This window comes from Halorussus marinus, from assembly GCF_004765795.1.
GTDB classification, from domain to species: Archaea; Halobacteriota; Halobacteria; order Halobacteriales; family Haladaptataceae; genus Halorussus; species Halorussus marinus.
This window is the reverse complement of sequence record NZ_SBIV01000001.1, coordinates 504,925-524,020: the sequence shown is the minus strand read 5'-3', so window position 1 is coordinate 524,020 and position 19,096 is coordinate 504,925. Positions and strand designations below refer to the sequence as shown.

General features: G+C 69.7%; 19 protein-coding genes. 10 read left to right on the top strand and 9 right to left on the bottom strand.

Features of this window, described 5'->3' with window-relative positions:
• The first annotated feature begins 45 nt into the window (after positions 1-45).
• Together EPY72_RS02685 and EPY72_RS02680 are read left to right on the top strand one after the other, a co-directional pair.
• The gene (locus EPY72_RS02685; RefSeq protein ID WP_135805481.1) at positions 46-1,251 is read left to right on the top strand and encodes a GNAT family N-acetyltransferase; all 1,206 of its coding nucleotides are present in this window, start codon (positions 46-48) and stop codon (positions 1,249-1,251) included.
• A 39-nt stretch (positions 1,252-1,290) separates the two neighbouring features.
• Positions 1,291-2,127: a DUF7547 family protein gene (locus EPY72_RS02680; protein WP_210423479.1), complete on the top strand. Its 837-nt coding sequence runs from the start codon at positions 1,291-1,293 to the stop codon at positions 2,125-2,127.
• On the opposite strand, the gene EPY72_RS02675 is transcribed toward EPY72_RS02680, so the two are convergent.
• The 4 genes from EPY72_RS02675 to EPY72_RS02660 all read right to left on the bottom strand — a co-directional run bounded on the left by EPY72_RS02675 (position 2,128) and on the right by EPY72_RS02660 (position 4,941).
• Positions 2,128-2,682, bottom strand: coding sequence for a metal-dependent hydrolase (locus tag EPY72_RS02675; RefSeq protein WP_135805480.1), 555 nt, complete (start codon positions 2,680-2,682; stop codon positions 2,128-2,130).
• Positions 2,683-2,919: 237 nt separating this feature from the next.
• Positions 2,920-3,189 (bottom strand): hypothetical protein, encoded by a 270-nt coding sequence (locus tag EPY72_RS02670; protein WP_134670651.1) that lies wholly within the window; start codon positions 3,187-3,189, stop codon positions 2,920-2,922.
• Positions 3,190-3,422: 233 nt separating this feature from the next.
• On the bottom strand, positions 3,423-3,788 hold the full coding sequence (locus EPY72_RS02665) for a Zn-ribbon domain-containing OB-fold protein (RefSeq protein WP_135805479.1): 366 nt from the start codon (positions 3,786-3,788) through the stop codon (positions 3,423-3,425).
• A gap of 1 nt (position 3,789) precedes the next feature.
• On the bottom strand, positions 3,790-4,941 hold the full coding sequence (locus EPY72_RS02660; RefSeq protein WP_134670653.1) for a thiolase family protein: 1,152 nt from the start codon (positions 4,939-4,941) through the stop codon (positions 3,790-3,792).
• Between the two features lie 101 nt (positions 4,942-5,042).
• On the opposite strand from EPY72_RS02660, the gene EPY72_RS02655 reads away from it, so the two are divergent.
• The gene (locus EPY72_RS02655) at positions 5,043-5,390 is read left to right on the top strand and encodes a MoaD/ThiS family protein (protein ID WP_134670654.1); all 348 of its coding nucleotides are present in this window, start codon (positions 5,043-5,045) and stop codon (positions 5,388-5,390) included.
• Positions 5,391-5,432: 42 nt separating this feature from the next.
• Here EPY72_RS02655 and EPY72_RS02650 read toward each other — a convergent pair whose 3' ends face one another.
• Positions 5,433-7,085: an aldehyde ferredoxin oxidoreductase family protein gene (locus tag EPY72_RS02650; protein ID WP_134670684.1), complete on the bottom strand. Its 1,653-nt coding sequence runs from the start codon at positions 7,083-7,085 to the stop codon at positions 5,433-5,435.
• Between the two features lie 149 nt (positions 7,086-7,234).
• Here EPY72_RS02650 and yciH point away from each other — a divergent pair, with 149 nt between their 5' ends.
• Positions 7,235-7,540, top strand: coding sequence for a stress response translation initiation inhibitor YciH (gene yciH / locus EPY72_RS02645; RefSeq protein WP_135805478.1), 306 nt, complete (start codon positions 7,235-7,237; stop codon positions 7,538-7,540).
• On the opposite strand, the gene EPY72_RS02640 is transcribed toward yciH, so the two are convergent.
• From EPY72_RS02640 to EPY72_RS02625, 4 genes are all read right to left on the bottom strand, one after another.
• Positions 7,472-7,972: a hypothetical protein gene (locus EPY72_RS02640; RefSeq protein WP_210423478.1), complete on the bottom strand. Its 501-nt coding sequence runs from the start codon at positions 7,970-7,972 to the stop codon at positions 7,472-7,474. The genes yciH and EPY72_RS02640 overlap by 69 nt on opposite strands.
• 69 nt (positions 7,973-8,041) lie before the next feature.
• Positions 8,042-9,175 (bottom strand): N-methyl-L-tryptophan oxidase, encoded by a 1,134-nt coding sequence (gene solA / locus EPY72_RS02635; protein WP_135805477.1) that lies wholly within the window; start codon positions 9,173-9,175, stop codon positions 8,042-8,044.
• Between the two features lie 44 nt (positions 9,176-9,219).
• The gene (locus EPY72_RS02630; RefSeq protein WP_135805476.1) at positions 9,220-10,857 is read right to left on the bottom strand and encodes an acetate--CoA ligase; all 1,638 of its coding nucleotides are present in this window, start codon (positions 10,855-10,857) and stop codon (positions 9,220-9,222) included.
• A 44-nt stretch (positions 10,858-10,901) separates the two neighbouring features.
• The gene (locus tag EPY72_RS02625; RefSeq protein WP_134670658.1) at positions 10,902-11,084 is read right to left on the bottom strand and encodes a hypothetical protein; all 183 of its coding nucleotides are present in this window, start codon (positions 11,082-11,084) and stop codon (positions 10,902-10,904) included.
• A 113-nt stretch (positions 11,085-11,197) separates the two neighbouring features.
• On the opposite strand from EPY72_RS02625, the gene EPY72_RS02620 reads away from it, so the two are divergent.
• The 6 genes from EPY72_RS02620 to EPY72_RS02595 are packed head-to-tail and all read left to right on the top strand — an operon-like array spanning position 11,198 to position 19,052.
• The gene (locus EPY72_RS02620) at positions 11,198-12,361 is read left to right on the top strand and encodes an alpha-1 4-glucan-protein synthase (protein ID WP_134670659.1); all 1,164 of its coding nucleotides are present in this window, start codon (positions 11,198-11,200) and stop codon (positions 12,359-12,361) included.
• Positions 12,362-12,413: 52 nt separating this feature from the next.
• A complete protein-coding gene (locus EPY72_RS02615; protein WP_135805475.1) occupies positions 12,414-13,574 on the top strand; it encodes an extracellular solute-binding protein in 1,161 nt (386 codons plus the stop codon).
• Positions 13,575-13,620: 46 nt separating this feature from the next.
• Complete coding sequence (locus EPY72_RS02610) at positions 13,621-15,228, top strand: ABC transporter permease (RefSeq protein WP_394346142.1); 1,608 nt, start codon at positions 13,621-13,623, stop codon at positions 15,226-15,228.
• Positions 15,221-16,411: an ABC transporter ATP-binding protein gene (locus tag EPY72_RS02605; protein ID WP_135805473.1), complete on the top strand. Its 1,191-nt coding sequence runs from the start codon at positions 15,221-15,223 to the stop codon at positions 16,409-16,411. The genes EPY72_RS02610 and EPY72_RS02605 overlap by 8 nt, the downstream gene beginning before the upstream one ends.
• Entirely contained in the window at positions 16,408-18,576 is a 2,169-nt protein-coding gene (locus EPY72_RS02600) for an ArnT family glycosyltransferase (RefSeq protein ID WP_135805472.1), read from the top strand. The genes EPY72_RS02605 and EPY72_RS02600 overlap by 4 nt, the downstream gene beginning before the upstream one ends.
• Positions 18,573-19,052 carry an NUDIX hydrolase gene (locus EPY72_RS02595; RefSeq protein ID WP_135805471.1) on the top strand — a complete coding sequence of 160 codons (480 nt, stop codon included), beginning with the start codon at positions 18,573-18,575 and terminating at the stop codon, positions 19,050-19,052. The genes EPY72_RS02600 and EPY72_RS02595 overlap by 4 nt, the downstream gene beginning before the upstream one ends.
• Positions 19,053-19,096: the final 44 nt, after the last annotated feature.

Sequence of the window (19,096 nt, the reverse complement as noted above, 5' to 3'; positions counted from 1 at the left end):
CACACCTCGGTAAGCTATTTCTCGGTCCCGGCCGGCCGACCGTACATGGACTATCGCCCGCTCCCCGACGACCGGACCGAGCAGTTTCAGGACTACCTCCGGTACGCGTTCAGCCCGCAGGAGGGGCCGGACGCCGAATCGGACTGGGACCCCGCCGAACAGCCGGGCGAGGCCCGCGGGCTGTTCGACGACGAGGCCCTGCTCGCGGTGTGTCGCCACCACTGGTTTCGGGTCGGCCTCCGCGGCCGGTCACACGAGATGCCCGGGCTCTCGGCGGTCGCGTCGCCCCCGGAACACCGCCGACAGGGCAACGTGGCCCGCCTGCTCGGGGCCTCGCTCGAAGAGTACCGCGACCGGGGAGACTACCTCACCGCCCTCTGGGCGTTCAAACACCCCTTCTACGAGCGACAGGGCTGGGGGCTCGCGAACAAGTGGACCCGGTTCGAGTGCCCGCCCGAAGCGCTCGAATTCGCCCGCGAGGCGGCTCGCGAGGCCGGCGACGACGAGTCGGTCGGCGCGTTCCGGCGGGTCGAGCCCGACGACTGGGCCGACCTCGACCCGGTCCTGGCGGCCCACGGCGAGCGGTTCGAGCTGACGATGGACCGCACCGAGGAGTGGTGGCGAAAGCGCGTCTTCGAGAGCTGGCAGACCGACCCCTACGTCTACGCGTGGGAGCGGGACGGCGAGCCCCGCGGGTTCGTCGTCTACCGCATCGACGACGACGGCGACGGCAACCGGCTCGTCGCGCTCGAACTCGCCCACGCCGACCGCGAGGCGTTCCTCAATCTCCTGCGATTCCTCGCGAACCACGACTCGCAGGTCGAGACCGTCGCGGTTCACGGGCCACACGACGCGAGCCTGCTCGACGAGGCCGAAGACCCCGCGCGGGTCGACTGCGAGGTGCGGCCCGGGCCGATGGTCCGGCTCGTCGACGTGCCGGCCGCGGTCGAGGCGCTCGACTACCCCGGCGTCGACGGGGAGTTCGTCCTCGGGGTCTCGGATCCGCTGGCCGACTGGAACGACCGGCGGTTCCGGATCGCGGTGGCCGACGGCGCGGCCACCTGCGACCCCGCCGACGCGGCCCCCGACGCGACCGTCGGAGTCTCCACGCTCGCTCAGGTGTACGTCGGCTATCACTCGGTCTCCGACGCCGAGCGACTGGGCGATCTGGCGGTCCGCACGCCGGCGGTCCGCGGGACGCTCGCGGCCATGTATCCCGAGCGAGAGGTCTTCCTCCGGGAGGGCTTTTGAGCGGCCAAGCTCTTTACGGTGCGACACGAAGGCCCGACCATGAGAGACGACCGCGACCGCGAGGAACTGGAAGAACGGGTGCGCGAGCTCGAGGATCGGGTCCGCGAGCTCCGGGACGAACTCGGCGAGCCGCCCCGGGGACCGGGCGGCCTGCCGCGACCGCCGACGCCCCGCGAGGTGCTGTCGTTCACCGGCGAGTACGCGATCCCGACCACCATCTCGGTCCTCGAAGCGAACATCCGGGCGCTGAAGGCGCTCGAACGGATCATCCGGGTCGTGGACCCCGAACGGAGCGCGGTCGGCGAGGAGCGCGACCGGCTCGAATCCCGGGCCGCCGACGCGAGCCGAGCCACCCTCGACCGGCTGGAGGACGCGCTCGAAGACGTCGAAGCCACGATCCGGGAGTCAGACCTCCCGCGCGACGGCGAGGCCCGCGACATCCTCGACGACGCGCGCCGGATCAACCGCGAGATCCGCGACCGCGTCGAGCAGAGTCGCGCGGACGCCGACGAGGCCCGCAACCCCCGGCGAGACGACCGCGACACCCGCGACGATCGGCGCGACCGCGACGACCTCGACGGCGCGACGACCATCGAGGTCGGCGACCCCGACGACCGGGACGAAGACGACGCGGAAGACGACGCCGGGGAGCCGCAGGTCGACGTCGACGCGGAACTCCGGTCGATCAAGGACGAACTCGACGGCGACCGACGCGCGGACGGAGACGGGTCGGACGGCGACGATAGCGCCGCTACCGACGGCGAAGACAGCGCCGAAGCCGACGCTGGGACTGACGGCCAAGACAGTGACGATACCGACGATGGGACCGACGCCGACGGCAGTGACGGCGACGGCGGCGACTCGAACGCCGCCTGATCACTCGGCGACCGCGACCTCGCCCCGGAGTCGTCGATACAACCGCACCGCGAGCGACGCGCGAGCGCCGGCGGGGTGCGCGAGCGTCCACGCGGTCGCCCCGATGCAGAGGCCGCCCGCCAGCATCGCGTAGTTGGCGGCCGGGTTGGTCGCTCGCACCACGTCGAGCGAGTAGAGTGCCGGCGTCACCGGGTAGAACGGCATCACGCCCCACGGGTTCAGCAGGTCGGCCGCGAGGTGCGCGACGACGGCGAACGAGCCGAGAAAGAACGCCCAGCACGCGCCCGCCACCGCCGACCGACCCGAGCGGCCGCGCAGATCGGACGCCACGACCAGAACACAGAAGAGGCCGACCGCCGCGGCGAACCACAGCGTGTGGGTCACGCCGCGGTGGACCACGAACTCGAGTTTGCCGTCCACGTCGGGAAACAGCGTGTACGCGAGGACGATGGCGCCCCCCGAGAGGGCGTCGCGGACGTACCCCCGGCGCAACACGAGCGCTCCGACGACCGCGTAGAGCGCGAGCGCCATTCCGTAGTGGCCCGGCGGGAACATACCTGAACCCGACCATCGACTCAATGTCAATCTATCGGTTTTTAAGGTATTGGGGCGGTGACACACGGTCGAACGCGGCGACCACCGACGCGACCGACGAGAGCATCGGCGAGAAATCGACGGCCGGTCGGCTCCGTCGGGCGGTCGGTCGGGAAAAGACGACGGACGAGGTCCGCGTCGGGTCGCTCGTATCTACTCCTTGTCGCCAGAACTACTTAAACGAGGTTCGCTTCGGCGCTACACCTCGACACAGACGCCCGTCTTCGGAACGCAGACCTCTCGGGTCCGTCCCCGACGCCTGCGGACTCGATAGCGTCGGACGAGTGCCCCGATGGCGAGGGCCGCGCCGATCCCCGAGACGACGACGCTCACCGCCGCGACGGGGTAGAGGACCGCGATCACCAGCCCGGGAATCAGCACTGTCGCCGCGACCGCGCCGAGGACGGTGCGCGGGACACCGTGGTTCGGCCGTGGATCCCGAAGGGGATCTCGTCGTGGTGGTCTCATCACGTTTCGATCCACGACCCGGCGCGCCATAACTATAATCTGAACTACATTTTTGTAGCGCGGCTTACTGAACTCCAGTTATGAAGTTTTTCTTATATGAATGGGGTCGCCGCATCGATCGATTGCTGGATAGAGGTCGTCTCGCCCGGAGTCGAACCGAACGCTCGCACGCGGCCGCCCAGATGGGTTCGGACTTCTTCGGTTCGAGCCGTCCCGCTCGCCTAAACGCTCGCTCAGACCGGCTCGAACCGATAGCCGTCCCACGACTGGCTCTCGGGCTCGCGGATGCCGGCGTCCGGATCCCGGAGTTGCTCGGCGTACACCGGCCGGACCTCGTCGCCGATCTCGACGTCGGCGTCGGCTGTCACCTGACCGATCGCACGCACCGACTCGCCCTCGACGTCGAACTCGACGATCGCGAGCGAGTTCGGCCGGCGCACCCCCGGCGGGGTCGCGGTGTTTTCCGTCCACGTCACGACCGTCGCGGTCTCGTCGGCGAGGTCGACGGTTTCGGTCTGGGGCCGGCCACAGTCGGGACACCGCTCGTGTCCCGGGTAGGTCAGGTGGCCGTTCGGACAGCGATGTGCGTCGAAGCTCATCTCAGGGTGCCTCCACGAGGGTGGTGGTCACGCAGTTGCCGAACCCGCCGACGTTGCACGCGAGGCCGACCTCCGCCTCGACCTGCCGGGGACCGGCGTCGCCGAGCACCTGCTGGTGGAGTTCGTAGGCCTGTGCGACCCCGCTGGCGCCCAGCGGATGGCCCTTCGACTTGAGGCCGCCCGAGGTGTTGATCGGGAGGTCGCCGTCTCGGTCGGTCACCCCCTCCTCGACGGCCTTCCAGCCCTCGCCCTGTTCGAAGAACCCGACCGCCTCGCTCTGGAGGAATTCGAGGATCGTGAACATGTCGTGGAGCTCCGCCACGTCGACGTCCTCGGGTTCGCGGTCGGCCATCGCGTAGGCTCGGTCGGAGCTCTCGACGGCCGCGCCCATCACCGTCGGATCCGCGCGCTCGTGGACGACGTGGGTGTCTGTCGCGCCGCCGATCCCCGAGACGACGGTGTACGGTGCGCCCATCTCCCGGGCGACCGATTCGGGGCACAACAGCAGCGCCGCGCTCCCGTCGGTGATCGGACAGAAGTCGTAGAGCCGCAGGGGGTCGGCGACGATCGGCGAGTCCATCACCGTCTCGACGTCGACCTCTTTGCGGAACTGGGCGTGTGGGTTGTCGAGCCCGTTGCGGTGGTTCTTGACCGCGACCTTCGCGAGGCTCTCGCGGGGGGCGTCGTACTCGTGGAGGTATCGGCGGGCGGTCAGCCCCGCGAAGCTCGGCAGGGTCACGCCGTGCTTGTACTCGGCGGGGTGGGTCAGCGACGCGATCACGTCGGTCGCCTCCGCCGTCGTGCGGTGGGTCATCTTCTCGCCGCCGACCAGCAGGGTCAGTTCGGAGGCGCCCGAGGCCACCGACTGCCACGCGGCGTAGATGCCGGCCCCGCCCGACGCGCTGGTCTGGTCGACGCGCTGGGTGTAGGCCGGCACCGCGCCGAGGTCGTGGGCCAAGGCGTTTGGAACGCCGGTCTGGCCCTCGAACTCGCCGCTTGCCATGTTCGAGACGTACAGGTGTTCGACCTCGTCTGGGGCCACGCCGGCGTCGTCGAGGCACTCACGGCCGGCCTCCGCGAGGAGGTCGCGGATCCACGCCTCGCGCTCGCCGAACGCGGTCATCGAGGCACCGATGATTGCGACACGGTCCATGTGTGGGCCGAATGGGGAGTGTGGATTTATAATCCGGGGATCGACCCGGAAGCCGTCGAGAAAACGATAAGACGCCCCGGACCCCAACGTCGAGACGACCAATGGCCCCGGCCAACGAGGACGCCGACGACCCACCGGCGAGCGACGGCCCGCCGACCAGCGAGCCAGTCGAGACGATCTCGGTCGAGCTCGTCTTCTACGCGCCGTTCCGCGAGTCGGTCGACCGGAAGTCACTCGCGGTGTCGCTCCCGGCGGGTGCGACGCTACGCGACGCGGTCGCTCGGGTCGCCGACGACCGGCCGGCACTCGACGGCGAGCTACTCGACGAGTCCGGCGAGATACGGACCGGCGTGCGCGCGCTGTTGAACGGCGGCGACCGCGCGAAGGCCGACACAGAACTCGCCGACGGCGACTCGGTGAGCTTCACGACCCCGATCCACGGCGGGTGAGCCCGCGGCCGTCCGGGCGGAGCTCGCGAGCGCACTCGCGGCTCAGTCGGCGGCTTCGACCTTCCGATCGGGCACCGTCCCGTCCTCGTTCCACCCGCGCTCGGCGTAGTACTCGTCTAACGCCGCCTCGAAGTCCGGCAGGTCGTAGGGCAGGTCGTCGTCGCTCCGGTCGAACCCCCGCTCGTTGTTGAAGTGGCGCTCCAGTTCGACGACCCGGCCGCCGATCGCGTACAGCTCCTCGGGGTCGGCGCCGAACAGCTCTCCGAGGCGCTCGTCGGTGACGTAGTCGCTGGAGAACGCGCAGGCGATCGCGCTGTCTTTGAACGCCGCGGCGTTCTCGGACTCGACGAGCACCGGGGCCTTCCCGTCGAGGCCTTCGGGGTCGAGTTCGCCCGAGTACTCCATCGAGAGGATCTCTGAGTACATGTGGTCGGCCCCGCTGTTGGAGGTCGCGTAGCTCAGCCCCTGCCCGTTTATCGCCCGACCGTCGTGGGCCGCGAACTCCAGCCCCTTCGACGACCAGTTCTCGACCCCCAGCTCCTCGTGGGCCCGGTCGACCCCCTCGGCGAGCAGGTCGCCGACGCCCTCCCTGCGGGCGATCTTCTCGATGAGTTCGTGGACCAGCTCGGCGTTGCCGAACTCGTCTTCGGCCGCGAGGTACGCCGAGACGGTCACGCCACACGAGATCGTATCGAGCCCGAGTTCGTCACAGAGGTCGTTCGATTTCATCACGTCGACGATGTCGCCGACGCCCGCACACGACCCGAACGACATCACCGTCTCGAACTCCGGGCCCTCGGTTTCGAGCCCGGTCTCCTCGTCTCTGGTCGGGAGCTTACAGCCGTAGGCACACTGCGAGCAGGTGCCCCGCTTGTACTTTTTCTCCTCGACGGCGTCGCCGCCGATGTCCTCGACGTGCTCGAACGAGAACTCGGTGAAGTACCGGGTCGGAAGCGAGAACTCGTCGTTGATGAACTCCGTGCCCCCGGTGGTGCCCTGCCGTTTCATCAGGTCGTCGCTCTGGGCGGCCTCGCGGTGGACGTCCGTCTGGACGTCCGGGACCTCGACGTCGGGGGCCGAGTCGCCGTCGAACGAGACGCATTTGACGCCCTTCGCGCCCATCACCGCGCCGAGTCCGCCCCGGCCGAACGCCCGGGTGTCGGAGGTCATGATGCAGGCGAACCGGACCTCGTTCTCGCCCGCGGGCCCGGCGGTCACCAGATGCTCGGCCCCGAGGTCCCGGACGCCCTCGACGTACTCGGTGACCGCCGAGACGCTCGCGCCCTCGAGTTCGGGGACTTCCTCGAACTCCACGCCGTCGTCGGTGACGTGGACCGCCAGCAGTTCGTCGCTCTCGCCGACGATCTCGACCGCCGGGTGGCCCGTCTCGACGAAGTTCCGCGAGAGGTAGCCGCCGGCGTTGGTCGACCGGATGCCGTCGGTGAGCGGCGACACCGCGGTGGCGTTCATCCGGCCGGTGAAGCTCATCCGAGACTGCTGGAGCGGGCCCGACGTGAAGTACAGCCGGTTGTCCGGCCCGAGCGGGTCGGCGTCGAACGGCGTCCGGTCGTGTGCGAGTTTGGTGGCGAGGCCGCGGCCCCCGACGAACGCGGCGAGTTCGTCGCCGATCTCCTCGGTGGTCGCCGATCGGGCGGTCAGGTCGATAGAGAGCAGCGAGCCCTTCGCGCGAAGCATGTGTGAACTCATAGCACGAAGTGACGTAAAACCGACGGAAAACATCGCCGATCGCCGGCTTCGGTTCCGGCCGGGAGTCGATTTCGGAGGCCTCGGAACGATCGGCCGCCGCGAGAAGGCTGATACGCGTGGGGCGTCTCCCTTGGGACATGGGGGACGACGAAGACATCAGTTCCGTCTCGGGACTGCCCGACGAACTCGGCATCGACGAGGATCTGGGCCGGGCCGAACAACAACTGTCGGTCCAGACCGAAGAGCGCACTTACGGCAAGGCGGTCACCGTCGTCGAGGGGTTCGACGAGTCGAACGTCGACCTGCAGGAACTCGCCTCGGAGCTCAAGAGCAAGCTCGCCACGGGCGGGACCGTCGACGACGGCCGGATCGAGCTACAGGGGGACCACGCCGACCGCGTGCCGGACCTGCTCGACGAGCAGGGCTTCGAGGTCGGGGGGTAGCCGGATCCCGGGCGGGACCTGCGGATCCGAGACGAACGAGTGGAGGTGGTCGTTCCACACCGAGTCGAGGGGCGTCCGCCAGCCGAGGGCGTGGCTCAGCGCGTCGTCCCACGCGACGAACAGGCCCGCGAGGAGCCCGGCCTGTACGGTCAGGCCGGTCCGCCACCAGAGCGGTCGCAGGACCGCCGGCACCGTGGCGAGCGCGAGCGCCGCCAGCACGCACAACGCGCCGAACTCCGGGTAGTAGGGCCAGGTCAGCGCGAACGAGAACACCGCGAACACCGACAGGCCGGCGACGAACCACGGCCGGCGGTCGTCGCCGTCCGAGACGACCCAGCACGCCAGCAACACCAGCAGAACGCCCAGATAGAAGTGGTGGGGTCCGAACACGGCCCCGTCGGGTTCCGCCTCGTAGGGGAAACGTCCAAACACGGTGACAGTACGACGCAGAGTGACAAATAACTTTCCCGGTACGTATTGAACCGATCGGCGCTCGTCCGATCACTCGAAGCGGTCCAGCCCGAACAGGTCGACGTCGTGGTGGGTCTCGCCGTCGACCGACAGGTCCGCGAGCACCTCGCCGATCGCGCTGGCGAACTTGAATCCGTGGCCCGAGAAGCCCGCGCCGACCGTGATCTGGGGCCGGTCGGGGAGCCGATCGAGGACGAAGTGCTCGTCTGGCGTGTTGGTGAACATGCAGGTGGCGAGCTTCATGGTCGGGCCGGCGCCCTCGGGGAAGTGGCGCTCGGCGTACGCCCGGAGCAGTCGCTCGTCCTCGGGGCGGGGCTCGCGGTCGGTCGCGTCGGGATCGACGGTCTCGCCGAGGTGGTTGAACTTCCCGAACTTGAACCCCGGCACGTCGTGGCGCGGGAACCCGTAGTAGTGGCCGTCGTCGGCGGCGTGGACGAACACGGGGAAGCTCTCGGGATCGAATCGCTCGGGGGCGGTCGGCCGGAGCCACGCGAGCACCTGTCGTTCGGGCACCGCGACCCCCGCCAGTTCGGGCACCAGTTTCGGCGCCCACGCGCCAGCCGTCACGACCGCGCGGTCGGCCTCGTAGGTGCCTTTCGGCGTGGTCGCGCGGGCGCCGCCGTCGGGGAGCGCGACGAGATCGGCGACCGGCTCGCGCGCTCGCACCTCGGCGCCCTCGGCTTGGGCGGCCTCGACGTGGGCGACGATGCACTGTTCGGGCACGAGAAAGCCGCCGTCGGGCTGGTACACCGCGCGGTGGGACGCCGGCAGGTCGTACCCCGGGAACCGCTCGTTGACCTCGCGTGCGTCGAGCACCTCGTGGTCGATGCCGTGAGCCTCGCACGAGGCCTTCGACCCGGCGAACACCCGACTGTCCGGCGGCCCGGCGTCGACGCCGCCGGTGACCCAGAGCAGGTCCCGGCCGGTCCGGTCCTCCAGATCGCGCCAGCGCTCGTAGGCGCGCTCTACTAACGGGACGTACGCCGGGTCCTCGTACTGTGCTTTGCGGATGATCCGGGTGACCCCGTGCGAGGAGCCCATCTCGTGGGGGATGTCGTACCGTTCGAGCCCGAGGACGTCGAGTCCGCGCTCGGCGAGACAGTACGTCGTCGCGCTTCCCATCCCGCCGACGCCGACGACGATCGCGTCGTAGCGGTCGGTCATAGCCGTCGGGTTCGGAGCCCACCGCGAAGAAACTCCCGCCGGCGCTACTCCCCGAACTTCGCGCGCTCGCGCTCGCGGAGTTCCACCCGACGGATCTTCCCGCTCGACGTCTTAGGGAGTTCCTCGACGTACTCGATCCGGCGCGGGTACTTGTACGGCGCCGTCTCGGCTTTCATGTAGCCCTGGAGCTCGTCGGTCAGCTCCTCGCCGCCGTCGTAGCCGTCCGCGAGGACGACGTAGGTCTTGACGACGTTGCCCCGCTCGTCGTGGGGGCTGGCGACCGCGGCGGCCTCCGCGACCGCCTCGTGGCCCACGAGCGCGTCCTCGACCTCGAAGGGGCCGATCCGGTAGCCCGACGAGATGATGATGTCGTCGGCTCGGCCCTCGAAGAAGAAGTAGCCGTCCTCGTCGCGGCGCGCGAGGTCGCCGGTCCGGTAGTAGTCGCCGTGGAACGTCTTGGCGTCGAGGTCCGGCTTCTCGTAGTAGCCGTCGAAGATGGCGGGGCTGTCGACCGGCACCGCGATCTCGCCGGTCTCGCCCGGCCCGACCTCCGCCTCGTCTTGGGTGTCGATGAGCGTCGCGCCCACGCCCGGAGTCGGCTTGCCCATACTCCCGGGCTTGACGTCGATGCCGGGGTAGTTGGTGACCAGCGCGACCGTCTCGGTCTGGCCGTAGCCGTCCCGCGGGGTGACCCCGAACGCCGCCTCGAACGATTGGATCGGCTCGCGGTTCAGCGGCTCGCCCGCCGACACCGCCTCGGTCAACGCGAGGTCGTACTCCCCGAGGTCCTCGCGCTGGGTGAACATCCGGTACTGGGTCGGCACCGCACAGAGCCGAGTGACCTCTTCTGACTCCAGCAGGTCGAGGTAGGTGGCGGCGTCGAACTCGCCCTCGTAGACGAACTGGGGCGCGCCGGTCGCGAGCGCCACCCCGACCGGGCTCCAGAACCACTTCGCCCACCCGGTGCCGGTGGTCGCCCACAGCAGTTCGTCGTCGAAGTCGGTGTCGCGGTCGACGCCCCACCAGTACCGGCCGTTGATCCGCTCGAAGCACCGAATCCACCGGTGGCGGTGGAGCACCGGCTTCGGCTGGCCGGTGGTGCCGCTGGTGTAGTTGATCGACATGGGGTCGTCGGCGCCCAGTCGGGGGCCGTCGTGGTCGGCCGACTGGCCCTCGATCAGCGCCGAGAACGCGTAAGCGTCCTCTCGGTCGGGCTCGCCGTCGGCGTCGAGGACGATCACCCGCTCGACGGGCGTCTCGTCGAGCACCGGGTCGACCATCTCGGTGAGGCTCTCGTGGACGACGACGGTCTCGGCCCCGCAGTCGTTGGCCCGGAACGCGATGTCTTTCGGCTTGAGCATGGCCGAACACGGCACCAGCAACGCGCCGCGCGCGAGCGCGCCGACCTGAATCGCGAACGCGTCGGGGTGGCGCGGAAACAGGTGCATCACCCGATCGCCCTTCCCGACCCCGAGGTCGGCGAGCGCGGCCCCGAACCGCGACGCGTCGGCGTCGATCTCCCCGAACGTGCGCTCGGCCTCCCCGCCGTCCTCGTCGCGGTACCGCACCGCCAGCCGGTCGCCGAACGCCTCGGCGTGGTCGGCCACGACCGCGGGGAGGGTGTAGTCGTCGGGGATCGTCCACTCGAAGTCGGCCAGTTCGCGCTCGTAGTCGACTGACATACGCCTAAAACCAACGATACGCTACTTGAAACTTCCCCCGGCGGTCACACCGCGCGCCCGCGTCGAGAGAGGCCGACGAGCACCGCGCCCGCCGCCAGTCCGAGCACGCCGACGACGAGCAGGACCAGCGTGTACCGGGCGGCGAGGATCAGCGGCGCGAACAGGGTCACGCCCGCGAGCACCAAGAGCGCGGCACCGCCCCAAAACTCCAGTTTGTCTCGGTCCATCTTACCCGACGTATCGACGGGACGGCCCTTAACTCCGGGTGGCGGTGACCGGGCGTCGCGCCGGCGCGAATGGATATCTTTTTAGGCCACCCTAAACCACTAGGGAGTATCGAATGACCGCGAGTCCAGATATCTGCGTGATCGTGCCGACGATCCGCGAGTACGAGTGCATGCGGGCGTACTTCGAGAACGCCCGCGAGCACGGCTTCGACCTCGATCGGCTCCACGTCGTGCTCGTGACCGAAGACTTCTGTGAGACCGACGCCATGCGGGCGATGCTCGACGAAGAGGGCGTCTCGGGCGAGGTGTTCGACGGCGCGCGCCGCGAGGCGTGGTACGAGGCGAAGGGGATCGCCGAGTACGACCACGTCGTGCCGGCCGCCAGCCACGCCGAGACGAGTTTCGGCCTGCTCTACCTGTGGGCCAACGACTTCGAGTACGGCTTTTTCATCGACGACGACACTCTGCCCCACGACGACGCCGACTTCTTCGGGCGCCACCTCCGGAACCTCGCGTACGAGGGCGAGATCGAGACGGTCTCCTCCGACGAGAACTGGGTCAACGTCCTGTACCAGAACCACGACGACCACGGCCTCTACCCCCGGGGGTACCCCTACTCGGCGATGGACGAGACCGTCGCGACCGACGCGACCGAGATCTCGGACGTGGTGGCCTCCCAGGGGCTGTGGACCAACGTCCCCGACCTCGACGCGGTCCGGATTCTGATGGACGGCGACCTCCAAGGGCAGGCTCGGACCCGGACCACCGCCGACGACTACGACGGCGACTTCGTGGCCGCGCGGGGCAACTACCTCACCGTCTGCTCGATGAACCTCGCGTTCCGCCGGGAGGTCGTGCCCGCGTTCTACCAGCTCCCGATGGACGACAACCGGTGGGAGGTCGGCCGGTTCGACGACATCTGGTCGGGAGTGTTCCTCAAGCGCGCCTGCGACGTGCTCGGCAAGCGCATCTACAACGGCGGCCCGCTCTGCGAGCACAACAAGGCCGCCCGGAGTACGTTCGACGATCTCACCAACGAGGTGCCGGGCCTCGAACTCAACGAACACCTCTGGGCGGTCGTCGACGACGTCGGCGCCGATCGAGACACTTACGCCGGAGTCTTCGAGGCGATGGCGACCGCGCTCGCGACGGGCGACTTCGAGGCGTACAACAACGGCGCCTTCTTCAACTACGTCGGCGAATACATGCTCGACTGGCTGGCGACCCTCGACGAACTCGAACCCCTCCAGACCCCCCGCGTGCCCGCGGACGACTGAGGAAAGAAACCAGTAGGTATAAGGGTTTTAGGCTGGCCTAATCTAACTAGAGATGGCAGACAGAGGAACCTCTAACAGACGCCGATTTCTGGCGATGAGCGCGGCCGCCGCGACCGCGCTCGCGGGCTGTACGGGCGGTTCGGATCAGGAGACCGAAACCACCGCCACGACCCAGCCGGACGCGGGCGCGGACGTCGAGTCGTTTCAGGGATCGGGGCCGCTCGTGGAAGAACGCCCCGACCTCTCGGGGACTCGGATGGAGGAACTGCCCGACCTGTCGGGGACGCTGAACGTGTATCTGGGCGGCGGAGAGGGCGGCCTCTACGTCGACCTCCTCGACCAACTGGACGCCCTCTACCCGGACTTCGACCCGAAGGTCAGGTCCGCACCCACCTCCCAGCTCGCCAACACCATCGCCGAGGAGTCCCAGGGCGGGTCAAGCTCGGCCGACGTGTTCTGGGCGGTCGACGCGGGGTCGCTCGCGTACGTCGCCGATCAGGGAATCACCGCCGAGTTGCCCTCGCGCGTGACCGACCCGGTCCCGGACACGTTCCACCCGAACGACCAGTGGGTCGGCGTGGCCGGTCGCGCCCGTAGCATCCCGTACAACACCGACGAGCTCTCGGCCGACGACATCCCCGACGACGTGATGGAGTTCCCCGAGACCGACGCGCTCGCCGGCTCGATGGGCTGGGCGCCCACCTACGGCGCGTTCCAGTCGTTCGTGACCGCGATGCGCCAGCTCAACGGCGAGGACGAGACCAAGCAGTGGCTCCGGGGAATGCTCGAGCAGAACGTCACCGAGTACCCCGACGAGTTCCTCACCTCGAACGCCATCGCCGACGGCGAGATCGCGGCCGGGTTCGCCAACCACTACTACGTCCTCCGGGTGAAGGCGGCCCGTCCCGACGCGCCGATCGACCTCGCGTTCACGAGCGGCGACGCGGCGTCGCTCATCAACGTCAGCGGCGCCCAGATCATGAAGGGGTCGGGCAAACAGGAGCTCGCGGCCGACTTCATCGCGCACCTGCACTCGGTCGAGGCCCAGGAGTTCTTCGCGACCACGGCCTACTCGTACCCGATGATTCCGGGCGTGCCGCCGGTCGGCGGTCTGCCGTCGATCGACGAGCTCAATCCGCCCGAACTCGACCTCGGCGAGCTCTCGAACATCGAACCGACCCTGCGCCTGATGCGAGACGTCGGCGTCCTCTGAGATGACGGTGCTCGACCGGCTCGAACGACTCGCCAAACGCACCGGGATGGGGTTCGCCGAGTCCGCCGAGGACGACTCGCTCCCGTTCGGGCTCACCCTGCTGAGCGCCGGCATCGCCGTGGCGGTGGTCTCGCCGATCCTCTGGATCCTGCTCCGGGCCGGCGAGGTGGGCGTCGAGTCGTCGATCGAGACGCTCACCCGGCCCTCGATGGTCGAGATACTCGTCAACAGCGTCGCTCTCGTGACGACGGTCACGGTGGCTTGCGTCCTGCTCGGCGTCCCGCTGGCGGTCCTGACCGTCGAGACCGATCTGCCGTTCCGGCGGTTCTGGACGGTCGTCCTCTCGTTGCCGCTCGTCGTCCCGAGCTACATCGGCGCGTTCGCGTTCGTGTCGGCGTTCGGGCCTCGCGGGGCGCTCGCCGACGTACTGGCGCCGCTCGGCGTCGAGTCGCTCCCCCAGATCTACGGCTTCGCGGGCACGGCGCTCGTACTCACGCTGTTCGTCTACCCCTACGTGTTTCTGACGACTCGCTCGGCGCTCCTGTCGTTCGACGGGACGCTGATCGAGGCCGCCCGCACCCTCAACCACTCGCGGCTGTCGGCGTTCCGCCACATCACCCTCCCGCAGATCGCGCCGGGAGTCGCGGCGGGCGCGCTACTGGTCGCGCTGTACACGCTCTCGGACTTCGGGACGCCGTCGATCATGCACTACGGCGTGTTCACGCAGGCCATCTACGTCGAGTTCAACACGTTCGGTCGCGACACCGCCGCCCTGCTGTCGCTCGAACTCCTCGCGGTGACCGCGGTGATCGTCGCGCTCGAATCCCGGATCGGCGACGCGGGCGAGAACTACGCCGGCGGCAACCGGACCACCCGGACGTCGCTCGGCGCGTGGAAGATCCCGGCGCTGTTTCTGTGTAGCGCGGTCGCGGCCCTCGCGCTCGCGGTGCCGCTTGGCGTGCTGTTCATGTGGCTCGTCCGGAGCGGCCCGGGCTACACCGGCGGCGGCTTCGCGTTCGAGTGGACGTACGGCTGGAACTCGACGTACGTCTCTGCGCTCGCGGCCGCGGTCTCGATCTTCGCCGCGGTCCCGGTCGCCTACCTCGCCGCGCGCTACCGGTCGACGCTCACCTCGCTGTTCGACCGCGCGACGTACGTCGGCTACGCCACTCCGGGCATCGTGCTCGGCATCTCGCTCGTCTACTTCGGGTCGTCGTACGGGCCGACGCCGTACCGCATCGTCCCGCTGTTGGTGTTCGCCTACGTCGTCCGATTCCTCCCGCAGGCGGTCGGCACCACCAGATCGTCGGTGCTCCAGGTCGACGCGAAGCTCACCGAGGCCGCACGGACCCTCGGCGAGTCGCCGGGCCGTACCTTCCGTCGGGTCACCCTGCCGCTGATCGCGCCGGGCGTGGTCGCGGGCGCGGCGCTGGTGTTCCTGACGAGCATGAAGGAACTGCCCGCGACGCTCCTCCTTCGTCCGACAGGTTTTGAAACCCTGGTCACCTACATCTGGCGCGTGCAGGACGCAGGCTACTACGGACAGGCCGCCGTGCCGGCGCTGGTCCTGGTCGCGGTCTCGGGGCTCTCGATGCTCGTCCTCCTCAAACAGGACGGCAGTCTCGTACGACAGGAGGGTCAGAAAGATGGATAGCGAACTGTCGAACGACGGCGAGACGGCGCGTAGCGACGGTGACCGACCGACGGCGACCGGCCGCCCCACCGCCGAGGAGGTGCTCCGGCTCGACGGGGTCCGCAAGGAGTACGGCCCGGAGACGGCGGTCGACTCGCTCTCGCTGACCGTCCGCGAGGGCGAACTGCTCACCCTGCTGGGTCCGTCGGGCTGTGGGAAGACCACCACCCTGCGGATGATGGCCGGGCTCGAACGCCCCGACGCGGGGTCGGTCCGGCTCGCGGGCGAGACGGTCGCCGACGGGTCGACGCACGTCCCGCCCGAGCGCCGCGACGTGGGGTTGGTCTTCCAGGACTTCGCGCTGTTCCCGCATCTGACCGTCGCCGAGAACGTCGCGTTCGGGCTGACCGACGCGACCGACGACGAGAAAGACCGGCGGATCACCGAACTCCTCGACCTCGTGGACCTGGCGGCCCACCGCGAGGCCACACCCGACGAGCTGTCGGGCGGCCAGCGCCAGCGGGTCGCGCTCGCGCGCTCGCTCGCGCCCGAGCCCGACATCCTGTTGCTCGACGAGCCGTTCTCGAACCTTGACGTTCGCCTGCGCGTCGAGATGCGCGAGGAGGTCCGCTCGATCCTCAAGGAGGCCGGCGTGACCGCGGTCTCGGTCACCCACGACCAGGAGGAGGCGCTCTCGATCTCCGACCGCGTGGCGGTGATGGACGACGGGCGGGTCGAGCAGATCGGCCGCCCGGAGAGCGTCTTCGAACACCCCGAGTCGCGGTTCGTCGCGTCGTTCCTCGGGCAGGCCGGCTTCCTCTCGGGGAAGTACGACGACGATACCATCGAGACGCCGATCGGCACCTTCCGACCCCAGCGGCTCAACGGCCTCTCGGAGGAGTACGTCGGCACGGACCTCGACGTGCTGGTCCGACCCGACGACCTCGAAGCGACCGTCGTCGGCGAGTCCGAGGCCGACGGCCACATCATCCACCGCCAGTACACCGGCCCGTCGTTCGTCTACCGCGTCGAACTCGGGAACGGCGACGTGGTCCACTGCCAGCACAACCACGTCACGGAACTCGACATCGGCAAGCCGGTCGGCGTCGAACTCGTCGCCGACCACACGCTGGCGTGGTATCCGCCCCGCGAGGAGGCCCCCGAGGGGACCGAGCGCCGCGCCGAGCGCCCCGGCACCCGATGAACCGCCGTCGGTTCCGACTCCTCTCGACCGGCCTCGCGGCCCTCTCGGGGCTGGTCGTGTTCGTCCTCGCGACCGACCTGTTTCCGTACCACACCCTCAACCACGACGAGGGCGTCTACCTCCAGCAGGCCGCGATGTTGCTGGACGGCGAGCTCTTTTTGCGGCCGCCGGTTTCCGACGCGTTCCGACCGTGGTTTTTCGTCGAAGACGCCGGCCGGCTCTACCCGAAGTACTCGCCGGTGCCGGCCGCGATGTTCGCGGTCGGCGAACTGCTCGGGGGCTACCGGATCGCGCTGGCGCTGGTCGCCGCGGGCATCGTCGGGTTGGCGACCCTGCTCGCCAGCGCGGCGTTCGACCGCCCGACCGGCCTGCTCGCTGGCGCGTTCGTCCTCGCTTCGCCGCTCTTTCTCGTCGACTCGTCGGTCTTTCTGCCGTACGCGCCCACGACGTTCTGGAACCTGCTGTTCGCGGTGGCGTACGTGCGGGCCGCCCGAGCGGCCGCAAGCGGGGCGAAACGCCGGACCTACGGCTACGCCGCGCTGGCGGGCCTCGGAGTCGGCGTCGCGTTCTTCGCGCGACCCTACACCGCGGTGCTGTTCGCGACGCCGTTTATCGCCCACGCCTGCTACTCGGTGGTCGCCGGGCTCGCCCACGGCCGCGCGCTCGCGCGGAGGGCGCTCGCTCGGCTCGCGCCGACCGCGCTCGTCGGCCTCTCGGGGGTCGGCACGGCGCTCGCGTACAACGCCGTCGTGACCGGCTCGGCGTGGCTGTTTCCCTACGAGGCGTTCGCACCCCGCGACGGCCTCGGGTTCGGCGACCGCCGGATCCTCGGGCACGCGCTGACCTACACTCCCGAGGTAGCGCTCGAAGCCAACGCGAAGGTGGTCGCGACGCTGTTCGGCGAGTGGGTCGTCGCCGCGCCCCTCGGCGGCCTGCTCGCGACCGTCGGGCTCGGCGCCTTCGGACTGCGCGCGGTCGACCGCGCCGGGACGCTCCGGGCCCGTCTCGCGAGCGATCGCGCCGAGGCGACTCGCCAAGACGCCGGAACCGACCCCGACCGATCGCCGGCGCTCACCGACCTCCAGTTGCAGGCCGTCCTCGCGGGCCTGTTCGTCTCGGTGATCGCGGGCAACGTCTACTTCTGGGGGAACTTCAACATCCTCGGCGATCTCGCCGATCCCGACGACGGGCTCGTCTCGATGCTCGGGCCGTACTACCACTTCGACCTCCTCGTCTCGACCGCGGCGTTCGGCGCCCACGCGGTCGTCCTCGGGTTCGGTCGGGCCCGCGATCTGGCCGCGCGCACCGCCCGGCCTCGGGCGTCGCTCGCGGCCGTCGGGCTCGCCGGTGCGCTGGTGCTCGCGGGCGCCGCGGGGGCGGCGGCCGCGCCCCCGCTCTCGGCGAACGCCGAGGTCACCGACCGCTACGAGCGGGCCTACCAGCCGTTCGAGGACCGCGAACTGTCGAACGCGGTCGTGTTCGTCCCGACGCCGTACGGCGACTGGCTCGGCCATCCCTTCCAGCACCTTCGCAACGATCCCGGCTTCGACGGCGAGACGGTGTACGCGATCGACGACGGGCCCGAGCGTTTCGCGGTCACCGACGCGCACCCGAACCGGACCTACTACCGCTACGCCTATCGCGGCCAGTGGAGTCCAACTTACGGCGATCCGGTCGAGCCGACGCTCCGCGAGGTCCGGACCGCCCGGGGCGAGGCGGTCGGGGTGGCGGCCTCGTTCGGACTGCCGCCTCGCGCCGACCGGGTGTCGGCCCGGCTCTCGACCGACGAGGGAACCGCCTACTACGCGACGAACGCCACGCCGGCCACCCTCTCGGTCGACCTCCGGGTGACCGACGGGTCGGCCGGCCTCGCCGGCCCCGCGGTCTCGGCGGTCGGCGACGAGCGCACGGTCCCGGTCGCCGGCGCGGACGAGGTGGTCTTGCAGGTGTTCGTGAGCGACGCGACCGGCGGCGGGTTCTCCTATCGGCTCGAACTGCCGGTCCGGAGCGACGGGGGCGAGGTCCTCGCGCTGTCGCCGTACCGCGAGGCGTGTCTGATCGCCGATCGGTGCGGCGGCGAGGCGGCGTACGTCGAGGACGCGATGCCCTCGGGGATCACCGTCGAGACGAGCCTGTACGGGACGACGAACGGGAGCGACTCGTGACGGGCGAAGCGTTCGCGGATCGCTGGGACGTGCCGACGACGACCCGGACGGTCCGACTCGACGCCGGCGAGTTCGAGACCGTCGCCGCCGGCCCGGATCGGTGGGTCCGGGCGCTGGTCCGCGACGGCGCGGGCCGGGTCGCGCTCGTTCGCAACCGGTGGAGCGACGGCTGGGTGCTCCCCGGCGGGAAGCCAGCGCCCGGCGAACCGTTCCGATCGGCCGCGGTCCGGGAGGTCCGAGAGGAGACGGGGCTCTCGGTGACAGTCGAGCGACCCCTCGAAGTCGTCGAGCCGACGTTCGTCCACGGCGGCGACTCGACCTCGGGCCAGTTCGTCGTCTTCGAGGCTCACGCGGCGGACCCCGACCTCGGCGAGGACCTCGGCGCGGACGCGACCGAGATCCGGGAGGCGGATTGGTTCGGCGAGGTGCCCTCGCGCTGTGAGGACGCCGAGCTACTGGCGCGTCACTTCCCGTGATCGCCCGGTCCTCCCGGACGACGAGCGACGACTGATCGTTCGCC